Origin of the sequence: Streptomyces sp. NPDC101166 (assembly GCF_044768125.1) — a bacterium.
Taxonomy (GTDB): Bacteria; Actinomycetota; Actinomycetes; order Streptomycetales; family Streptomycetaceae; genus Streptomyces.
Genome location: NZ_JBIWPF010000009.1, coordinates 292,301 through 311,129, shown reverse-complemented (window position 1 = coordinate 311,129; position 18,829 = coordinate 292,301). Strand labels below are relative to the sequence as shown.

Sequence of the window (18,829 nt, the reverse complement as noted above, 5' to 3'; positions counted from 1 at the left end):
CCACGCTCGAACCGAACTCGCGCGGGAGGTGCCCCCATCGCCGCCGCGAGCCCCGCCCTCCGGGCGGACGACGCTACTTTCGAAACACGCCCTAGCCGCCGCCCGGGGCCGCTGATCACCGAATCGCTATAGTGCGGAGGTGACGACGAACGGCCCCGCATCCCGGCGACCGGGCATGGGAACGGCCTCCTCGCTGCGCCTGGCCCTCCGGATCGTCAACACGGCCCTGGACCGTGAAGCCTCCGGCCGGGGCGGCTTCAACGTCAGCCGGCTCGCCGACGAGGTCGGCGTCGAGCGGAGCAAGGCCTCACGCACCATCCAGGACCTGTGCGACAAGGGCTTCCTGGAACGCCGTGACGACTCGACGCTCCGTGCCGGCAGCGCCTTCTTCGCCACGGCCGCGTCCCTGCACCCCGGCCTGCTCGGCCGCAGCCGCCCGCTCCTGCGCCGCCTGGCCGTCGAGCACGGCGCCGGCGCACGGCTCTCCGTCCGCGACGGCGTCCAAGTCCGGCTGCTGCGCGCCGAGTCCGCGGCGGGCCTCGCCCAGGAGTGGCCGGGCGGGGCGAGTCTGGTCACCCCGTGCTGGTGCACGGGCGCCGGCCGCGCGCTGCTTCTCGACCACACCGCCGAGGAGATCACCGATCTGCTCGACGGCTACGAACTGATCGGCGTCGGCGGCCCCGACGCGGCCCACTCGGCGCGGGAGGTCGCCGCAGCCAACGACCGTGACCGCGTCCGTGGCGTCGTCGCGGCGCATGGTGAGTTCGAACACGGCGTCACCGAGTACGCCGTCCCCGTGCGCGACGCCGCCGGACACATCAGGGCCGCCGTGTCGGTCGTCGGCAGACAACAGGACCTGACGGCCGACGAGCGGACGATCCACACCGACCTCAAGGCCGCGGCGACAGCACTCGCGGAACACCTCGACGGCGACGACACGCCGCGCTAGGTGTGCTGTCCGGACGAGTCGGGTGATGCAACCGGCTGGTGTGGGAGCCCGGGGCCCGGAGGCGGGCTGCGACCCGCCGAGTGCGTCGGTCGCCGCGACCGCTCGTCGCGCGATGCGTCAGCGCATGTCCGCCGCATCGAGCAGGACGGCCACGGTGGGAGCCAGGAGCCCTGTCGGTGTGTCGGCTTTGATCCCCGCGCGGGCGCTGGCGCCGTCGAAGACCAGGATCAGCTGCCGGGCCAGCAGGTCCGGGTCGTTCGCCCCGCCCCGTTCGGCCTCGGTGCGGAAGAAGGCTGTCAGGTTCTCCTTGACCCGGTGGGCGACCCGGCTCGCGGGGTGGTCCGGGTCTTTGAGCTCGATCTGCGCGACCAGGTATCGGCAGCCCTGGAAGTCGGGTGAGACCGCCTGCGATTCCGCCTGTGCGAAGACGTGCAGGATCCGCTCGCGGGGTGGACGGTTGTCGTCCGCCGCGGGAAGCAGAGTCGTCACATAGGCGGAGGCGTGTTCCTCCAGGCTCGCCGCCAGCAGTGCGCCTTTGCTCTCGAACATCTGGTACATGGAGCGTTTCGACACCCCCGCCGCCTTGCACAGCGCGTCGACGCCGATGTTGACGCCGTCTCGGTAGCTGAGCGCGGCCGCTGCCTCAAGCAGTCGCTCTCGGGAGCTTGACTTCGCTTCGGTGGTCATACGGCGAGGTTAACTCGATTCCGGCCCACTGAAAACCGATCGGTTTACAGTGCTCGGCCGCCGCCCCCCATGGACGGCGTGCCCATCGGCCTCGGGCATTCAGCCCCCACCGTGGTCGGGCGCAGGGAGCTCCCGCCACGGTGGATTCAGGCTCAGTGGGCGATCACGGGCTCGCCCTCCGACGGCGCCAGAGGCCTGTTCGGTATCAGGAGCGCCGAGAGGACGGCACCGACCACGAAGAACCCGGCCCCCCACGCCAAGGTGGCCGTGTAGCCCTCGACCCCGGCCCGGGCCGTGGTCAGTGCGCCCGGCCGGTGCGAGGACAGGTAGTCGGTCGTGGCCGACGAGGCGACGGTGGTCAGCAGTGCCGTGCTGATCGAGCCGCCCACCTGCTGGCCGGTGTTGATCAGCGCCGAGGCGACGCCCGAGTCCTCGTGACGAATGCCTGAGGTCGCGCCCTGGAACGCGGTGTTCATCACCCCGCCGAGGCCGAGCCCCAGCAGGATCATGCCGGGCATGATGTCGGCGACGTAGGTGCTGTCCAGCCCGAGCCGGGTCAGCAGGGCCATGCCGGATGCGGCCACCAGGAAGCCGGCGCTGACCACGATCTTGGGGCCGACCCTGGGCAGCAGCAGCGCAGGCGCGGTGGTCGACGCGGCGACGATGCCACCGACCATCGGCAGGAAGGCCAGACCGGTCTTGATCGGCGAGTAGCCGATGCCGGCCTCCAGGTAGTAGGTCAGGAACAGGAAGATCGAGAACATCCCCATGCCGATGACGAACACCGCCAGGAACGAACCACCACGGGTGCGGTGCAGCACGAGCCGCAGCGGCAGCAGCGGATGCGCGACCCTGGACTCCAGCCAGACGAACACCGCGAGCAGCACCACGCCGGCGGTCAGGGAGCCGAGGGTGACCGGGTCGGTCCAGCTGGTGGATTCGACGTGCGCGAACCCGTAGACGACGGCGAACAGCGCCGCGCTCACCGCGACGGTGCCGGGAATGTCGAGTGCGGGTCGCTCGGTGGCCACCGGCTTGGCCAGCAGCAGCACCGCACCGACCAGCGCGACGGCCGCGAAGACGACGTTGACGTACATCACCCAGCGCCACGACGCCCATTCGGTGAGCATGCCGCCGAGCAGCAGCCCGACCGCGCCGCCTGCACCGGCCAGCGCGCTGAAGACGCCGAACGCCTTCGGCCTCTCGGCCGGGTCGGTGAAGGTCACGCTGAGCAGTGAGAGTGCCGCGGGCGCGAGCAGCGCGGCGAAGAGCCCTTGGGCCACACGTGCCGTGACGAGGATGCCGAAGCTGCCCGCCGCGCCGCCGAGGACGGACGCGCCCGCGAAACCGATCAGGCCGGTCACGAAGGTCGTACGCCGGCCGAACAGGTCACCGAGCCGGCCGCCGAGCAGCAGCAGGCTGCCGAACGCCAGGGCGTAACCCGTGATGACCCACTGCCGGTCGCCGTCGGTGAAGCCGAGGTCGTGTTGGGCCGCGGGCAGCGCGATGTTCACGACGGTCGCATCGAGCGTGACCATGAGCTGCGCCGTGCCCAGCACGACGAGCACCCACCAGCGCACGGCGTGTGAGCCGCGGCGGCCCGAGTCTGTTTTTCCGGAGGCGGGTGCCCCGCGGTCGTAGGCGGTACTCACTGTTCCCCTTGGTCGTCGGTCATCGGCCCCCAGGGATGGAAACCGATCTGTTTCCACTCAGGTAAACAGATCGGTTTCCATGGCGCAAGCGCGGGTCAACGGCGTGCGACCGGCGCCGAACGTCGCGGCGTGGCTGCCCTGGTGGATCGGAGGCCACTTGGGCTTGCACTCGAAAACCGATCGGTTTACCTTGATGGAAACCGATCGGTTTTCAAACTGTGGAGAGAGTCATGACCGCTTTGAAGGGCGCGAACGTCTTCGTCACCGGCGGCAGCCGCGGCATCGGCAAGGCCCTGGTGGAGGAGCTGTACGCGCGCGGCGCCGGCAAGGTCTACGCCACGGCCCGCGACCCGCGCACCGTCACGCACCCGGACGCCGTCCCGGTGGCACTGGAGGTCACCGACCCGGCTTCCGTGGCTGCGGCCGCCGCGCGGGCGGGGGACGTCACCGTGCTGATCAACAACGCCGGCGCCTCGGTCGGCGCCTCCTTCCTCGATGCCCCGCTCGACGACGTACGCCGGGAGTTCGAGACCAACTTCTACGGCCCGCTGCTGGTCACCCGCGCCTTCGTGCCGGTCATCGAGCGCAACGGCGGCGGACACCTCCTCAACGTGCACTCGGTGCTCTCGTGGATCGCCCTCGGCGGCTCCTACAGCGCCTCCAAGGCGGCCTTGTGGTCGCAGACCAACTCCCTGCGCCTGGAGCTCCAGCCGCGCGGCATCGCCGTCACCGGACTGCACGTGGGCTACGTCGACACCGACCTGGCGGCAGGCGTCGACGCGCCCAAGTCCGACCCGCGTGACGTGGCCGCTCTCGCCCTCGACGGCATCGAGACGGGCGCCTACGAGGTGCTCGCCGACGACATCTCGCGCCAGGTCAAGGCGGGCCTGGCCGGCGAACTGGCCGGACTCTACGCCCAGCTGGCGAAGTAGCCCCTTCACACACAAGGAGTAGGCGAGATGCCCAGCCGCGAGTCACGCCCCACGATCCACATCCCGGGGGCCACGAGCCACACCATCGCCCCGCGAGCGGGACGTGCCGGTCGCGAGGGCGCCCTGCGCTACCTCAAGGCGGGCACCGGCGCCCCCCTGGTCCTGCTGCACACCGTGCGCACCCAGGCGGAGCACTTCCGCCACCTCGTCCCGCTGGTCGCGGACCGGTACACCGTCTACGCGCTCGACCTGCCGGGGATGGGCTACTCCGAGATCGTGCCCGGGGCGTCGTACGACGAACCGGCCATGCGCGCGGGCGTCGAGCGGCTCCTGACCGAACTCGACCTGCATGACGTGACGTTGGCCGGGGAGTCCATGGGGGCGGTGCTGGCCCTGACCACCGCGGCCGAACTCCCGGAGCGGGTACGACGCGTCGTCGCGGTGAACGCCTACGACTTCCGCGGCGGAATAGCGAGGTCGAGCCTCCTCGCCCGCGTGGTGGTCGGCGGCGTCCTCGCGCCTGGCGTGGGTCCCGTGATCGCCGGGGTCGAGCCCAAGCCCGCCCTGCGCAAGATCCTTCAGGGCGGCCTCGGCGACAAGAGCGCGCTGCGCGAGGACTACGTGGACGAACTCCTTCAGGTGGGCGCCGGCCCCGGCTACCCGGCCGTCGCCCGCGCCGTGTACCAGGCCCTGCCCAGCCTCATCGCGGCCCGCTCGCGCTACCCCGGGATCAAGGCGCCCGTCCACCTCGTCTACGGGGAAAAGGACTGGTCCCGCCCCTCGGACCGAGAAGCCGACAGGCAACTGCTTCCGGCCGCCGACTTCACCCAGATCCCCGAGGCGGGCCACTTCATCGCCCTCGAACGCCCCGACGCACTGGCCGACCTGCTCAACGCGGTGGCCTGACCCCCGGAACCGCCGACCCGAGCTCGGCATCACAGCGCCCTGGTCACTCATGCAGGGTGCCTGACCCCGACGGCAGTGATCGGGGGGTGAGCGGTGGTGCCGGGGATGGTCTCGCCGGTGGTGCGTCTCTTGAAAGGACACATCATGAAAATATCCGTCATAGGCGCCGGAGCGATCGGCGGCAACCTCGCCCACAAGCTCGGCGCAGCCGGTCACGACGTCCAGGTGGCCGACGCCCGCGGGCCCGAGGCCGTCGCGCCCGAGGTGTTGGAGACCGGCGCCCGCGCCGTCGCTCTTGACGACGCGGTCAAGGACAGGGACGCCGTCATCCTGGCCATCCCCTTCGGAGTGGCGGGACAACTGGCCGATCTCTTCGCCTCCGTCCCCGCGGAGACGGTGGTCGTCGACACCTCCAACTACTACCCGCACCTCAGCGGACGGATCCAGGCGGTGGAGGACGGCGCCATGGAGAGCGTGTACACCTCCGAACTCCTGGGGCGCCCCGTGGTCAAGGCATGGAACGCCGCCCTGGCCGGAACCCAGCGCACGAAGGGCGTCCCGGCGGGCACTCCGGGCCGCATCGCCCTCCCTGTCGCCGGCGATTCCGAGGAAGCGAAGCGGGTGGCCGTGCGCCTGGTGGACGACACCGGCTTCGACCCCTACGACGCGGGAGCGCTGGCCGACTCCTGGCGCCAGCAGCCGATGGGCCCCGCCTACTGCACCGAACTGACCCTGGACGAACTGCCGGCAGCCCTGGCCGCAGCCGACCGCGTCAAGGATGCGGCCGTCCGCGACAGCATGGCGGAGCGCTTCGCCGCCCTCGGCGCCGATCCCACCCTGGAGGACGTCGTCGAGATGAACCGCGCCGCCCACAGGTGACCGCGCCTGCCGCCGGCCCGCGGCGCACACCGCGCACGAGGAGTCCCCGGAGCATCCGGCACGGACGGGGCACGGCTGTGGCACGACCTTCAGGCACAGTTTTTCCCGGATCTCACTGCGGTGCCACAGGCCATGCGATGATCGCCAGGCGATCGAAGGGCCGTCAACTCGGCGCGAGAAACGGTCGCTTCGAGCCGCACCATTGCAGCCGATCGACGAAAGGCCATCCGTGCGCAGGCTCGTCTACTACATAGCCACCACGCTCGACGGTTTCATCGCCGGGCCGGACGGCGCCGATCCCACCGGCCCGAACGGCTTCTGGCCGATCCCCGATGACTACCTCCAGCACATCGTCACCGAGTACCCGGAGACGCTGCCCGCCCCAGCCCGGGCGGCACTGTCCGTCACGGCCGAAGGAACACGCTTCGACACCGTCCTCGAAGGACGGCGCACCTACGAGATCGGCCTCGCGGCCGGGATCACCGACGCTTACCCTCACCTGCGTCATCTCGTCTTCTCACGAACCCTGTCCGAGAGCCCGGCCCCTGCCGTCGAACTGGTAGCCGACGATCCGGTGGCCAAGGTAAGGGAGTTGAAGCAAGAGGGCGGCAAGGACATCTGGCTCATCGGGGGCGCGGAGCTGGCCGATGCCCTGTACGCCGAGATCGATCAACTGATCCTCAAGGTGGGGTCCCTGACCATCGGCGCGGGGATCCCGCTCTTCTCCCGGAAGGCCACCTTCGACCCCTGTCGCTGGGAACTCACCGACCACACCGTCTTGAAGAGCGGAGCGCTGTTCCTCACCTACACGCGCGTCGCCGACCAAGCGTGAGCTTCGGGGTGTCGCGGCTTCGGCCCGAGTGACCACGGCCCCGTGAGCTTCCGGCGTCGGGCAGTCTGTGGACCTGCCCGGTAGATGCCCCGCAAGGACGCGATGGTCCACGCCGGCCAGTCCTCCGAGGCGGCCACGCTGATCTGTCAGCACTCCGACGACCGACAGCAGCAGGTTGCAGCCGGCCTCGCAGTCTGCTGCTGGTTGAGGACTCGTTGGGCCTCGATGCGCACGAGGCCGATGCGCACGAGGGCGATGCGCACGAGGGGCACGAGGGCGCGGGGCGCGCCCCGCGCCCCGCGCCGTGCGGAGCGCCGGCGCCTTCGGGCCGGAGGCCGCCGCCGTGAGGCGCCCCTCCGGGCCGCCCACCATCCCGTCCGTCCCGCGCCCGCCGGCCCCCTCGCGCCCGGCCACGGCGACGGTCTTCCCCCGCACCGCCCGCTCACGCCCGCTTCGAACGGTTCCGCGGCCACGACCGCCGCACCCACCCCGCCCGATCGCCCGTCCCCCCGCCGTCGGCGTCGCCTTCCTCCGGACCCGCCGGACCCGCCCGCCGGCGGCCCTCGAGCCGTCGGGGCCGCCCGACGCGCCCGCGCCCAACGACTCCGCCTCCCTCACGGGGCGGCCGGCGGGGGAGGGCCGGGAGCGGCCCGGCCGACCGGCCGACCCCTTCGGCTCGCCGTCCTCCGCGAGCCCGGTGAAGCCCGCTCGTATCAAAACGGCAACAGAGGAGGAGCCCGCCGAGGAGTCGGACGAAGGGGTCTAGGCGGTACCTGAGACGGACGCCCCGGCCGCCGAGAGCTCGCCCGCGGAGCTGTCGGCGGCCGCTTTACCGGACCGGTGCCGAGGCCCCCCTCGACCGCTCCGACCGGCTGGATTCCCGTGTTCACACTGGGCGTGGGGCTGGCTCTGGTGGGCGTCGGCATCGGCTTTCTCGGGGTGCGGACGCGCCGCCGCTGAGCGGCTCGCGACGGCCCGGGTCCCTCTTGAGTCGGACCTCCGGCGTCCGCCTCAGGACGCTTGTCCACCCGGACTTACTCGGTATACATACTCGGTATGTCCATCCGCCACGGGCTTCTCGCCCTCCTGGAACACGGCCCGCGCTACGGCTCACAGCTTCGTACGGAGTTCGAGTCCCGCACCGGCTCCACCTGGCCGCTCAACGTGGGTCAGGTCTACACGACGCTCAGCCGGCTTGAACGCGACGGCATGGTCGTGCAGGACGGCGAGGACGAGGCCGGCCACCCGCTCTACGCGATCACCGACAACGGTCGCGTCGAACTTCGCAGCTGGTTCGAGAACCCCGTCGACCGCACCAGCCCGGCCCGTGACGAGCTGGCCATCAAGCTGGCCATGGCCGTCGGGGCGCCCGGGGTCGACATCCGTGACGTCATCCAGTCCCAGCGCCGGCACACCGTGAAGGCCATGCAGGACTACACCCGGCTGAAGGCGCAGGCCCTCACCGCCGTGGAGAAGAACGGGGCCCGGGAGCGGGACGACATCGCCTGGCTCCTCGTCCTGGAGCAGCTGATCTTCCAGACCGAGGCCGAGGCGCGCTGGCTCGACCACTGCGAGTCCCGGCTGATCCGTCTCTCGTCGACCGCCCCGGCGGGGCCGGAGCCGGCCTCGCCGGGAGCGGCGGGGACGGGGGCGCGGGCGGGGGCCGGGGCAGAGGGGGCCGCACGCCACCGCCCGTGATGTCCGCCCTTCACGACCGGCCCTGAGCACCCGAACGACCAGGATCCACAGGGCCGACCGAGTCCACCGGCTCCACCCGACCCACCCGTACCACCTGAAGACTCCGAACCACCCGACCAGACCCATACCGTACGCACGGCACCGCCGACGACCGTCCGTCGCACCGACGACCGTCCGTCGCACCGACGTCCGGCCGTTCACCGGCGTACGCCCGAGGGGGAACCATGTCCACACAGCAACAGCCCGTGCTGCGTCTGCAGAACCTGACCCGCGTCCACGGCTCCGGCGCCACCGAGGTGCACGCCCTGCGCGGCATCGACCTCGACGTCCACCCCGGTGAACTCGTCGCCGTCATGGGCCCGTCGGGCTCCGGCAAGTCCACCCTGCTCACCATTGCCGGCGGCCTCGACACCCCCACCTCCGGGCAGGTCTTCGTCGAGGGCACCGACGTCACCGCCCTCGGCATCAAGGGGCTCGCCGCCCTGCGCCGTCGCAGCATCGGCTACGTCTTCCAGGACTACAACCTCATCCCGGCCCTCACCGCCGCCGAGAACGTGGCCCTGCCCCGCGAACTGGACGGCATATCGGCCCGCAAGGCCCGCACCGAGGCCCTCGCCGCCCTCGGCGAGATGGACCTCGGCCATCTCGCCGACCGGTTCCCCGACGAGATGTCCGGCGGCCAGCAGCAGCGCGTGGCCATCGCCCGCGCCCTCGTCGGCGACCGCCGGCTCGTCCTCGCCGACGAGCCCACCGGCGCCCTCGACTCCGAGACCGGCGAGTCCGTGCTGGCCCTGCTGCGCTCCCGCTGCGACGCCGGAGCCGCCGGCATCATGGTCACCCACGAGCCGCGGTTCGCCGCCTGGGCCGACCGGGTCGTCTTCCTGCGGGACGGCGCCGTCGTCGATCAGACCGTACGCAGCGACGCCGAGTCGCTCCTGACCGGCCGGGCGGCCCAGCGGTGACGACCTGGTTCCACTCCTGGCGGGCCGCGGTCCGCATCGCCCGCCGTGACGCCTGGCGTTCCAAGGGCCGCAGCTTCCTCGTCCTCGCCATGATCGCGCTGCCGATCCTGGGCGTGAGCGCCCTGGACCTGACCGTGCGCAGCGCCGAACTCACCCCCGCGCAGCGGATGGAGCGCACCCTGGGTGCCGCCGACGCTCGCTTCTCCGACGCCCGGACGGCCGGCGTGGCCATCCTGCAGGACCCCAGCGGCGAGCAGCACACCCCGGCCGGGGACTACGACTCGCCGGGCAAGTCCTGGCCCGACGGCCCGACCGATGTCACCAAGACCATCCCGGCCGGTTCGACGGTGTTGACCGACAGCAGGGGCAGCGCCAAGCTGACCACCAGTCACGGTCTGCTCCAGACCGAGGTACGTGAGCTGGCCGCCGCCGATCCCGTCGCCCGGGGCATCATGCGGCTGCAGGAGGGCCGCTTCCCCGAAAAGAACGACGAGATCGCCGCGACCACCCGGTTCCTGGAGAGCAGCGGGCTGTCCGTCGGCTCCACCCTCACCGCCCGCGGCTTCGACCGCACCTATGTGATCAGCGGCTCGTACGAGCTGCCCAGCGACCTCACGGCACAGCAGGTCGACGCCCTGCCGGGGGCCTTCCTCGCGCCGTACGCCAAGGCGGTCGAGAAGGCCGGACTGCCGAAGCCCGACGTCTCCACCACCTACCTGGTGAAGAAGTCCGGTGGTTTCACGTGGAACACGGTCCAGGCGATCAACGCCAAGGGCGTCCTGGTCACCTCGCGCGCCGTGGCCCTCGACCCGCCCGCCGACTCCGAGGTGCCGCTCTACCAGAAGGAAAGCTGGGCCAACTACGCGAGCAGCGGGGCCGCCGACGCCGCCGCGCTCGCCGCCGTGGGCACGGTCGTCGGCCTGGCGATGCTGGAGATCTGCCTGCTCGCCGGTCCCGCCTTCGCCGTCGGTGCCCGTCGTTCCCGCCGCCAGCTGGGCCTCGTCGGCGCCAACGGCGGTGCCCGCAGCCACATCCGGGCCATCATGCTGAGCGGCGGCCTCGTCATCGGCGTCGCGGCGGCCCTGGTCGGCACGGTCCTCGCCCTGATCCTGACCTTCGCCCTCCAGCCGTTCCTCGAGGACTACCTGGGGCAGCGGTTCGGCGGCTTCAACGTCAAGCCGCTGGAACTGCTCGCCATCGCCGCGCTCGCCGTCCTCACCGGCCTGCTCTCCGCGATCGTCCCGGCCGTCACCGCCTCCCGGCAGACCGTCCTGGCCTCCCTCACCGGCCGTCGCGGTGTGCGCCGCAGCAACCGCGTGCTGCCGCTGATCGGCCTCGGCGCCTTCCTGCTCGGCGCGGCCATCGCCCTGTACGGCTCGGTCGTCTCCGACCAGTTCATCCTGGTCGCGGGTGGCTCGGCCATCGCCGAGCTGGGTGTGGTCGCCATGACGCCCGCCCTGGTCGGCCTGTTCGGCCGGGCCGGCCGCTGGCTGCCGCTCTCGCCGCGTCTCGCCCTGCGGGACGCCGTCCGCAACCGGGGCCGTACGGCACCCGCTGTCGCCGCCGTCCTTGCCGCCGTCGCGGGCAGCGTCGCCGTCTCGACGTACGCCGCGAGCCGCGACGCCCAGAGTCTGGCCGAGTACCGGGCCAGCCTGCCGCACGGGGCCGTCGCCGCGCTCGTCACCGAGGAGGGCGGCCGGGACGTCCCCGAGGTCCGCGACGCCGTGCAGCGGACGCTGCCCGTCGACGTCCGCGCCGACGTGTTCCGGATCGCCGTCGGCAAGCCCGGCTGCGCCCCGTACGGCGAGGGCGAGGGCTGTGGCCGCTTCGAGGTCGTCATCCCGCCGGCCAACGAGTGCCCGCTGTGGGTCAGCACCCCCGACGGCTCCGACCCGGCGGAGAAGTACACCAAGGAGCAGCGGCGCGCGCTCGCCAAGGACTGGCGCTGCCTCTCGCGCGACGGCAACGGCATCTACGTCGAGGGTGGTCTCCTCATCGCCGACGCCCCGCTCCTGAAGGTCCTCGGCATCGACGACCCGGGCGCGGCCAAGGCCCTCGCCGACGGAAAGCTCCTCAGCTTCCACAAGCCCCAGGTCGACAGGAACGGCACCGTCGGCATCAAGCTGATCACCGACCCGAAGGCCGCCGACCACGCCGCCGAACAGAACAAGCCGGTCCCGGGCGAGCTGAAGTCCTTCCCCGCCTACCAGGTGGCCGGCTCGCCCGAGTCCTACGGACTGCAGAGCGTGCTCAGCCCCGCCGCCGCCAAGGCCGCCCGGCTGACCACCGTCCCTCTCGGCGCCTTCTTCAGCACCGACCGGATGCCCAGCACCGAGGAGCGGCAGAAGCTCGACGCCGAGATCGCCAAGCTCGGCAGCGACGTCGAGCTCACCGTGGAGCAGGGCTGGGTCGACGAGAACGGGCTCGTCCTGCTCGCGCTGACCGTCTTCGCCGGCCTGGTCACCATCGGTGCGGCCGGCATCGCCACCGGTCTCGCCCAGGCCGACGCGGAGGCCGATCTCAAGACGCTCGCCGCGGTCGGCGCCCCGCCCCGGGTGCGCCGCACGCTCAGCGGCTTCCAGTGCGGTGTGGTCGCCGCGATGGGTGTGGTCCTCGGCTCGGCTGCCGGTGTCCTGCCCGCGGTCGGGCTGCGGCTCACCGAGGAGCGCGAGCAGATGCGCTTCTACCAGGAGGCTCTCGACAAGGGCTGGGGCGGCGCCGGTGACGCTCCGCCGTACGTGCCGATCGTCGTCCCCTGGGAGACACTCGCCGCCCTCCTGGTGGCCGTGCCCCTCGGCGCCGCCCTGCTGGCCGCGCTGGTGACCCGCTCGCGCGGGGCGCTGGCCCGCCGCGCCGCGCACTGAGCCTCCGTTGCCGGACCGTGCCCCGGACGAGGGTGGATCACCCTCGTCCGGGGCACACCGTGTGGGAAACGCCGGAAACGCGGGGCATCGGCGGCAGCCGGCCGGTGAAGTGCTCGAGAGGGTGCAACCGAGCGATGACGGCATCGCGCTCCGCCTCCGCCACTGATACATCAATCCGGTACATGGACTACTCTTGGTACATGTCCATGAAGCGCACCAACGTCTACGCGGACCCCGAGGACCTGGCCATCATCAAGGAGGCCGCCAAGCGTCGAGGTATAAGCGAGGCCGAGATCATCCGCCAGGGCATCCACCTTGCAGCCATGGCGAACCGGGTCTGGGACGAGCCGCTGTTCTCACGCACCTTCGAGGGGCCGGGGCATACGCTGTCCAAGCCGGAGATCCGCGACACGGTCACCGAGGCCGTCCGGCGTGAGACCGGATCGGGCTCCGGATCCGCCGCGTGATCATTGTCATCGCCGATACGTCCGGCCTGCTGGCGGCCCTGGACTCGGCTCACCCCGAACACCGGGCGGCGAACGAGGCCATCATGGCGGCGGGCCTGCTGGTCATGTCCCCGCTCCTGCTGGCCGAACTGGACCACGTGGCGACGCGTGAACTCGGCAGGGAGGCTGCCCTCAGCGCGGTCGACGACCTGCGCCGCTGGATGAGCCGGGGCCGTGTCGTCATGCCGGAGATCACGGAGGACCACCTGGGCGCCGCCCAGTCCGTCCGTGTCCGCTACCGCGCGCTGGACCTCGACCTCGCCGACGCGGTGAACGTGGCCCTCGCCGCCGACTACGACACGGACGCGATCCTGACCCTCGACCGACGATACTTCCGGGCCGTACGCCCGTTGGGCCGCTACAAGGCGTTCCGGGTGCTCCCCGACGACCTTCCCCTCTGACGCAGGACCCTCGGCAGTCAAGTACTCGTTCCCGCTGTTCCCCGCTCTGGTGCGGTTGTCGTGCGGGCTGCCTCAGACTGGGTGCCGGAGGACGCCTGCGACTTCCTTCGGCGGCGGCATCGATGCCATCGCTCCGACAGCTCCCCGACGGCGATGGAAGCGGCAGCCGGCCCGGCGCACGCCGACCAGCTCTCGGAGTCGTTGACGACCCTGCCGATGAGCGGAACACCGCCGTCGCCAGGCCCCACCGGACAACCCCCCAGGCTGCTGCGGCGAGGCTCGTGCGGGCCGGTGTCGGTCGCTGGCGGTTGCTGGGGTTGTTGTACTTCGTTGCTGTACAGCAGGATCGGGCGATGTCCCGAACAGCAGGCGCGCACACCGCCGACCCGTGCCCTCGGTGCTTCATCGAAGCGGTCCGCCCGGCAAGCCGATGACTGTCGAGGGACGCGATGTGGTCGGCTACGTCTGCGATCACTGTGCGAAGGCGTGGACTCGGCCGGTCGAGGATGACATGGGGGTCTACGACACCGTCAAGGTAGACCTCCCCGACGCTACGTTCTACGGCACCGTCTGCCAGGTGGACGCCGACCGCGTCCAGGTGCGCAGTACGCGTGGTGAACGGCTGCTGTGGGGCGAGCGCTGACCGCCGCGCGCCGAGGGCACACGCACGCTTTCCAACTGTGGTGGTGCTGCGTGGGGGGCGCGTACAGGGCCGTTCATCTGCGTTCATGGGCGGCCGGTTGTCTGGGCGGCTTCCGTCTCCGGTCCCGTCTGAACGGCCGCGAACGGCGCTTGACGAGACGGAAACTGAGACAAACGGCGGGGGCTGGGCCGCATCTTCAGTGTTCAAGAGGGGTGTCATAACACTGGTCCGCAAGGGATCACGACGGATCGTCGTCGGCGGCACGGCCTACCACTGGCGGATGGGAGGCAGGCCGACCCAACTTCCAGGGCCTGACCTGGTTGCCCTGCACGTTCGCCGTCGAGCATGCGCCCCGGGCATCGGTGAGCGGCCTTGGGGAGGGTGCGACCGAGGCGTGATTGGCATCATCGCTATGGACGCCGGATCGGCTGCCGTATCAGGGCCTGTTGCGAAAGCGGATGGTGGCACAGGGGCGTGGAATGCCGGTGAGGTCAAGGAAGTTGATCACAGCATGACTCAAGGACCAGCGCCTCGCTCCCTGTCCGACGAAGCCCTCTCCGACCTGCTTGCCGGGCAACAGTTCGGGACCCTCGCCACGGTCAAGCAAAGTGGCCATCCGCACCTGACCACCATGCTCTACAGCTGGGACCCCGAGGCACGCATCGTGCGGCTGTCCACCACGGCCGACCGCATCAAGGTCAAGCACCTGCAGCGCAACCCGCGCGCGGCGCTGCACGTGCAGGGTGGCGACGTTTGGTCGTTCGCCGTCGCCGAGGGCGCGGCGGAGGCTTCCGAGATCACGACGGTTCCCGGCGACGCGGTCGGGCGGGAACTGCTCGCGATGATCCCGACGGCCGCGAAGCCGGAGGACGAAGACGCGTTCCTCCAGCAGCTGGTCGCCGAGCGCAGGATCGTCATTCGGTTGAGGGTGGAGCGGCTGTACGGGACAGCCTTGGACATCGACGGCTAGGTGCGAGCGTGCTGGTCATAGCCACTCGTTGATGGCTGCGACCAGCATGGTCGCGCGGAATCGGGTAGTTCGACTGACAGCCACAGACCGTCTCTGTTCACGCGATGTGCCAGAGAGGCGCGTCGTAGTGTGCCGGGCGGCTGCTGATGCGGATCTGGCGCAGGCCATCGCGCTGTGAGCTGTCTGGGTTCAGGGCCTCTGTGCCGTCGTCCCCGAGAACGCGATGGTCCGCGGCGGCCAGTCCTCCGAGGCGGCCGCGCTGATCTGCCGACAGCAGGAGGTTGCAGCCGGCCGGGGTCGACCGGACCGCTTCGCCTCCCGGGCTGATCTGGAACGTCCGTCGGTTCTGCGTACATCAGCAACATTGCCTAGGAACACGGTTCGTGGGCGACGTCAGTCAGCGATCAACCGTAGAGCGAGCGGACTCCCGGGCTGTTGCCCCTGAAGCGCTGGCCCGCGGCAATCTCCTCGCCGACCACCGACCAGACGGTCTCGTCGTCCTGGAAGGGGAGCGGATCAATGCCGCTCGTGTCCTCGCGGATGCGCTCGACCTCGCGCTCCAGGCGCTCGAAATCGGGTTCCTCCTCGTCCTCGTCGCCGCTGAAGGTGAACTCCTCGAGCAGGCGTTGGAACCGGAGGGTGACCTGAACGAGGGAGGAGACGTCCGCGTGGAGTTCGACCACGGTCTCCTCGTCGGAGTCGAGGGCGTGCACCTTGCCGGAACCAGGGTCGAGGGCGAGGTGGGCGTTGAACAGCCAGCCGATGACGGGCCATTCGCCCGCGTTTTCCGAGGCGTCCTCGAAGTTCTCCGCGTCGACGATGTCCTGGACGAGGGGTAGCCGGCCGGAGTCCTCGTCGGGCTCACGCAGCCGGAGCGTCCCGGTGGGGACGCCGACGGTCTGCAGAAGGCGGGCGCCCTCGGCGCCCGCGAGGGAAGGCGGGAAAGCGGTGGCGGGCAGGGTCGCGATCCGGTCCTCGCCGAAGATGTCGACGAGTTCGCTGCGAGTGATGTCGAAAAGCATTTCCGGAACTCCGAACTCGGTGGCGCCGACCGCGGCCCGCCGACCGCGGAGCGCCGTGGGATTTATAGGGGACGGAAGCGGTCACGACAACAGCGTTGCGGGTCGAGGCGATTCCGGCGACTCCGTTTCTGCCAGGCCGCTCAAGCTCGCTTGACCCCAGGGGTCCCGCCGGTGATCACTCCACCGGCCGCCACGGGCACCACCACGAGGTAAGAACGACTCGAGCCGATCCCATTCTGCGTTCGTCAGGTCACCGCGTCCCATCCAGCCAGCCTGACCTCAACACTGCGCTCGCGTACGGAGATCCGAGAAACAGTGCCTAAGGGCGGTCCCGGGACAGCCCTTAGTACTGGCGTCTTACCTCCGACCAGTCCGGTTCCGACCGTTCCAACCATGCGAAGATCAGGAACCACAGTCCGCCCCCGCCAAGCGGGACGGCGATGAGCCAGTGTCCAAACTTCAGTGGGCCGGATAGCAGTTCGAACGCGATTGCAGTGGCTGCAGGGGCCAGCAGCAGCCATGCAAGCAGGAAGTAGCCCAGTGAAGAACCAGCGGCAATCGCCAGTGCGGCCAACACTGCTCCCGAGACCATCCAAACGACGGCCAGCGCCCAGGCGAACTGGAACTTGGGATGCGAGTAATACGTCTCGGTATGGCCACCCGCTTCCATCCGTGCCACGGCACCGTCCCAAAAGCGCAGCACGACCGGGTCTCCGACGTTCACGTCACGGTACGTCCGCTCTCTGACTGTCAGCGATTCGGGGCCTCGTAAATGGCGGACTTTCAGGTCGTACGTGGGGATGGTGCAGGACACGTTGCCGTTGGCGTCCGCCGTGCAGCTCCTCCCCTCCTTCTTGTCGATGACTTGTGCCGTGACCTGCTCGACGCAGTCGTCCATGGCGTTGCCCGACGTCTGGCCGGCCGGGCAGACGGAAGCGTTCCTGTACCGCACTGTGTCCTGGTACTCCTCCTCCACCCAGGACAAACAGCGAACAAGGCTGTACACCGCGAGGAGGAGCAACACGGCTCGCACTACCACAGGCGCCCAGACCGGGGACTCGATGCCGCTGCCGGGTCCCCAGACTCGCCTCTCTGTCCCCACCGTCGGCTCCCCCTGGTCCGCCACACCGCCGTGTCGTCAGACTAGAAATCTGCCCCGGCGCACGGCAGTCGATTTCCCGCACATATCGACGTCAGCTTGGTGTGCATTTCTCTCAAGGTCATGGGGGCATGACGGCTGTCGCCTCCGCCCCAGCACCGTCACGTCACTCAAGGCTCGCTTGGACACCCCCTGGACAGGCGATGGGGCTTCGGTCTATCGCTGGCGTCAACTCCCCTAGTCAGTCAGGGCGGACCGCTCCCTGTGCTGTCTAGGGGGTATCCAGTCCAAGCAGAGCCCGGCGGGGCACTGCCGACGAGTGAGGTTCAAGAAATGCGTGTCATCCCCGTAGACGTCTCGGCCGCAACGCTGCTCGTCACCAAGCTGCCGGAAGTCAAGGTGAAGGACCGTCAGACCGGTGAGGTCGCCGTCGACCGACGACGAACCAGCGGCTGATGGTCCTGGAGCTGGTGTTCATCGCGCAGGGAGGCTCGGACATGATCAAGGTCACCGTTCCCGAGCCGGGTATCGGCGAAGGCCTGGTGATGGGTGCTCCGGTACTCCTGTCCGGCCTCGTCGCCCGGCCCTGGGAGAGCGAGTTCGGCGGTCGCATGCGCCACGGCATCGCTTACCGGGCGGACGCGGTCATGGCCACCAGTCCCGCGCCGGTGAAGGGCTGACCGCCGTGACCGACACACTGTGGACGCTGACGCTGTGCCTGGTCGCTCGTGTCGCGCTACTGGTGCTGCGTCGGCGGTTGCCGGCCGCGTTCTGGTGGCTCGTCGGGTATCCGCTGGTCGCCCTGCGCGTGGTCACCCCCTACCGGGCCACCATGGACGCCTGCGGCCTGACCGTCCCGGCCTCCGCCGTCCGCCGGGCCACGGCCCGAATGGTCGGCCGGGAGGCGGGTCCCGTACCGCCTCGCCGGTCGTTCCCGCGGCCGACCGGCTCAGGACTGGTCATGCGGCTGCGCATGGCGGCCGGACAGGCTCCCGAGGACTTCATCGCCTCTGCCGACCGGTTGCGGCACGCATGGGCCGCTCACGCCGTCCACATCCACCCGACCAAGCCCGGACGGCTCGAACTGCGGCTGATCGCGTTCGACTCGCCGAGCCGGAGCGGACCAACGGCCGTCGGGCCCCCGGCGAGACCAGTCTGAGGCGGGAACTCGGACAGCGTTCCTGCCCGAGTTCCTGCGGTCTGAGTTGCGCATTCACATGGAGCTGTTCGCGGGCAAGGGACCGGAAGGGCTGGTCTTCCTCGGTGAGAAGGGCGCTCCGTTCCGACGTAGCTCCTTTGGCCGGAAGCGGCGGAAGGCTCGCGTTGCGGTCTCTCAAGGACACGATGGTCCGTGCCGGCCAGTCGTCGGAGAAGGCCGCGCTGATCTACCAGCACTCCGACGACGAACGACAGCAGGAAGTCGCTGCCGGACTCGACGCGACGGTGCGCAAGGCACGCCGGGAAGCTGCGGCCGTGCCAGACGATCCGCCGGACGAACCCGGCGATCAGCGTTCTGGCACGAATCTGGCACGCGGTAACTGATCGCAACGGACAGCAAAAAGGCCCAAGTCTCTGACCTGGGCCTCAGCTATGGAGCGGGTGACGAGAATCGAACTCGCGCTCTCAGCTTGGGAAGCGACGGCGCTCGACTGGTCCCCATGTCTATGACCTGCGCAGATGGCATTTGCTCGGCCGGTCGTGCGGTCCGGATCGCGCCGCTGTTGACCGTGGTTGTCCGCTCTTACGGGCACGCTATGGGCACGGGGCGCGAAGACTGGTGGGCACGGTGCGTTCTCGACGGGCACGGTGTCGAGCCGGACTCGGTCG

Annotated in this window: 16 protein-coding genes and 3 pseudogenes; 15 read left to right on the top strand and 4 right to left on the bottom strand. The window is 70.3% G+C overall.

The genetic code is table 11. The features are described from left to right. The first annotated feature begins 139 nt into the window (after positions 1-139). Positions 140-949 (top strand): IclR family transcriptional regulator, encoded by an 810-nt coding sequence (locus ACIRS4_RS18750; protein WP_404196800.1) that lies wholly within the window; start codon positions 140-142, stop codon positions 947-949. A 117-nt stretch (positions 950-1,066) separates the two neighbouring features. On the opposite strand, the gene ACIRS4_RS18745 is transcribed toward ACIRS4_RS18750, so the two are convergent. After that, entirely contained in the window at positions 1,067-1,636 is a 570-nt protein-coding gene (locus ACIRS4_RS18745) for a TetR/AcrR family transcriptional regulator (RefSeq protein WP_404196797.1), read from the bottom strand. Between the two features lie 152 nt (positions 1,637-1,788). Further along, positions 1,789-3,288, bottom strand: coding sequence for an MFS transporter (locus ACIRS4_RS18740; RefSeq protein ID WP_404196794.1), 1,500 nt, complete (start codon positions 3,286-3,288; stop codon positions 1,789-1,791). Positions 3,289-3,518: 230 nt separating this feature from the next. Here ACIRS4_RS18740 and ACIRS4_RS18735 point away from each other — a divergent pair, with 230 nt between their 5' ends. From ACIRS4_RS18735 to ACIRS4_RS18685, 11 genes are all read left to right on the top strand, one after another. Then, positions 3,519-4,220 carry an SDR family oxidoreductase gene (locus tag ACIRS4_RS18735; protein ID WP_404196791.1) on the top strand — a complete coding sequence of 234 codons (702 nt, stop codon included), beginning with the start codon at positions 3,519-3,521 and terminating at the stop codon, positions 4,218-4,220. Between the two features lie 27 nt (positions 4,221-4,247). Beyond that, the gene (locus ACIRS4_RS18730) at positions 4,248-5,126 is read left to right on the top strand and encodes an alpha/beta fold hydrolase (protein WP_404196789.1); all 879 of its coding nucleotides are present in this window, start codon (positions 4,248-4,250) and stop codon (positions 5,124-5,126) included. Positions 5,127-5,270: 144 nt separating this feature from the next. After that, positions 5,271-6,005: an NADPH-dependent F420 reductase gene (locus ACIRS4_RS18725; protein ID WP_404196787.1), complete on the top strand. Its 735-nt coding sequence runs from the start codon at positions 5,271-5,273 to the stop codon at positions 6,003-6,005. Positions 6,006-6,234: 229 nt separating this feature from the next. Beyond that, entirely contained in the window at positions 6,235-6,837 is a 603-nt protein-coding gene (locus ACIRS4_RS18720) for a dihydrofolate reductase family protein (RefSeq protein WP_404196785.1), read from the top strand. A gap of 1,056 nt (positions 6,838-7,893) precedes the next feature. Beyond that, the gene (locus ACIRS4_RS18715) at positions 7,894-8,535 is read left to right on the top strand and encodes a PadR family transcriptional regulator (RefSeq protein ID WP_404196782.1); all 642 of its coding nucleotides are present in this window, start codon (positions 7,894-7,896) and stop codon (positions 8,533-8,535) included. A 224-nt stretch (positions 8,536-8,759) separates the two neighbouring features. Then, on the top strand, positions 8,760-9,497 hold the full coding sequence (locus tag ACIRS4_RS18710) for an ABC transporter ATP-binding protein (protein WP_404196779.1): 738 nt from the start codon (positions 8,760-8,762) through the stop codon (positions 9,495-9,497). Further along, positions 9,494-12,361 carry an FtsX-like permease family protein gene (locus ACIRS4_RS18705; RefSeq protein WP_404196776.1) on the top strand — a complete coding sequence of 956 codons (2,868 nt, stop codon included), beginning with the start codon at positions 9,494-9,496 and terminating at the stop codon, positions 12,359-12,361. The genes ACIRS4_RS18710 and ACIRS4_RS18705 overlap by 4 nt, the downstream gene beginning before the upstream one ends. 200 nt (positions 12,362-12,561) lie before the next feature. Further along, the gene (locus tag ACIRS4_RS18700) at positions 12,562-12,828 is read left to right on the top strand and encodes a CopG family transcriptional regulator (protein ID WP_404196774.1); all 267 of its coding nucleotides are present in this window, start codon (positions 12,562-12,564) and stop codon (positions 12,826-12,828) included. Next, positions 12,825-13,268, top strand: a complete 444-nt coding sequence (locus tag ACIRS4_RS18695; RefSeq protein ID WP_404196771.1) for a PIN domain-containing protein — start codon at positions 12,825-12,827, stop codon at positions 13,266-13,268. The genes ACIRS4_RS18700 and ACIRS4_RS18695 overlap by 4 nt, the downstream gene beginning before the upstream one ends. 511 nt (positions 13,269-13,779) lie before the next feature. Next, positions 13,780-13,911 carry a hypothetical protein gene (locus ACIRS4_RS18690; RefSeq protein ID WP_404196769.1) on the top strand — a complete coding sequence of 44 codons (132 nt, stop codon included), beginning with the start codon at positions 13,780-13,782 and terminating at the stop codon, positions 13,909-13,911. A gap of 511 nt (positions 13,912-14,422) precedes the next feature. Further along, the gene (locus ACIRS4_RS18685) at positions 14,423-14,881 is read left to right on the top strand and encodes a PPOX class F420-dependent oxidoreductase (RefSeq protein ID WP_404196830.1); all 459 of its coding nucleotides are present in this window, start codon (positions 14,423-14,425) and stop codon (positions 14,879-14,881) included. Positions 14,882-15,285: 404 nt separating this feature from the next. Here ACIRS4_RS18685 and ACIRS4_RS18680 read toward each other — a convergent pair whose 3' ends face one another. Together ACIRS4_RS18680 and ACIRS4_RS18675 are read right to left on the bottom strand one after the other, a co-directional pair. Further along, a complete protein-coding gene (locus ACIRS4_RS18680) occupies positions 15,286-15,903 on the bottom strand; it encodes an SUKH-4 family immunity protein (protein ID WP_404196766.1) in 618 nt (205 codons plus the stop codon). Between the two features lie 343 nt (positions 15,904-16,246). Beyond that, positions 16,247-16,879, bottom strand: coding sequence for a hypothetical protein (locus tag ACIRS4_RS18675; RefSeq protein WP_404196763.1), 633 nt, complete (start codon positions 16,877-16,879; stop codon positions 16,247-16,249). Positions 16,880-17,335: 456 nt separating this feature from the next. On the opposite strand from ACIRS4_RS18675, the pseudogene ACIRS4_RS18670 reads away from it, so the two are divergent. From ACIRS4_RS18670 to ACIRS4_RS18660, 3 pseudogenes are all read left to right on the top strand, one after another. After that, a pseudogene (locus tag ACIRS4_RS18670) lies at positions 17,336-17,682 on the top strand (hypothetical protein). 5 nt (positions 17,683-17,687) lie between these two features. Continuing rightward, positions 17,688-18,107: pseudogene (locus tag ACIRS4_RS18665) on the top strand (conjugal transfer protein TraS); the annotation flags it as partial. After that, positions 18,098-18,544: pseudogene (locus ACIRS4_RS18660) on the top strand (site-specific integrase); the annotation flags it as partial. The pseudogenes ACIRS4_RS18665 and ACIRS4_RS18660, both read left to right, overlap by 10 nt. Between the last annotated feature and the right edge of the window lie 285 nt (positions 18,545-18,829).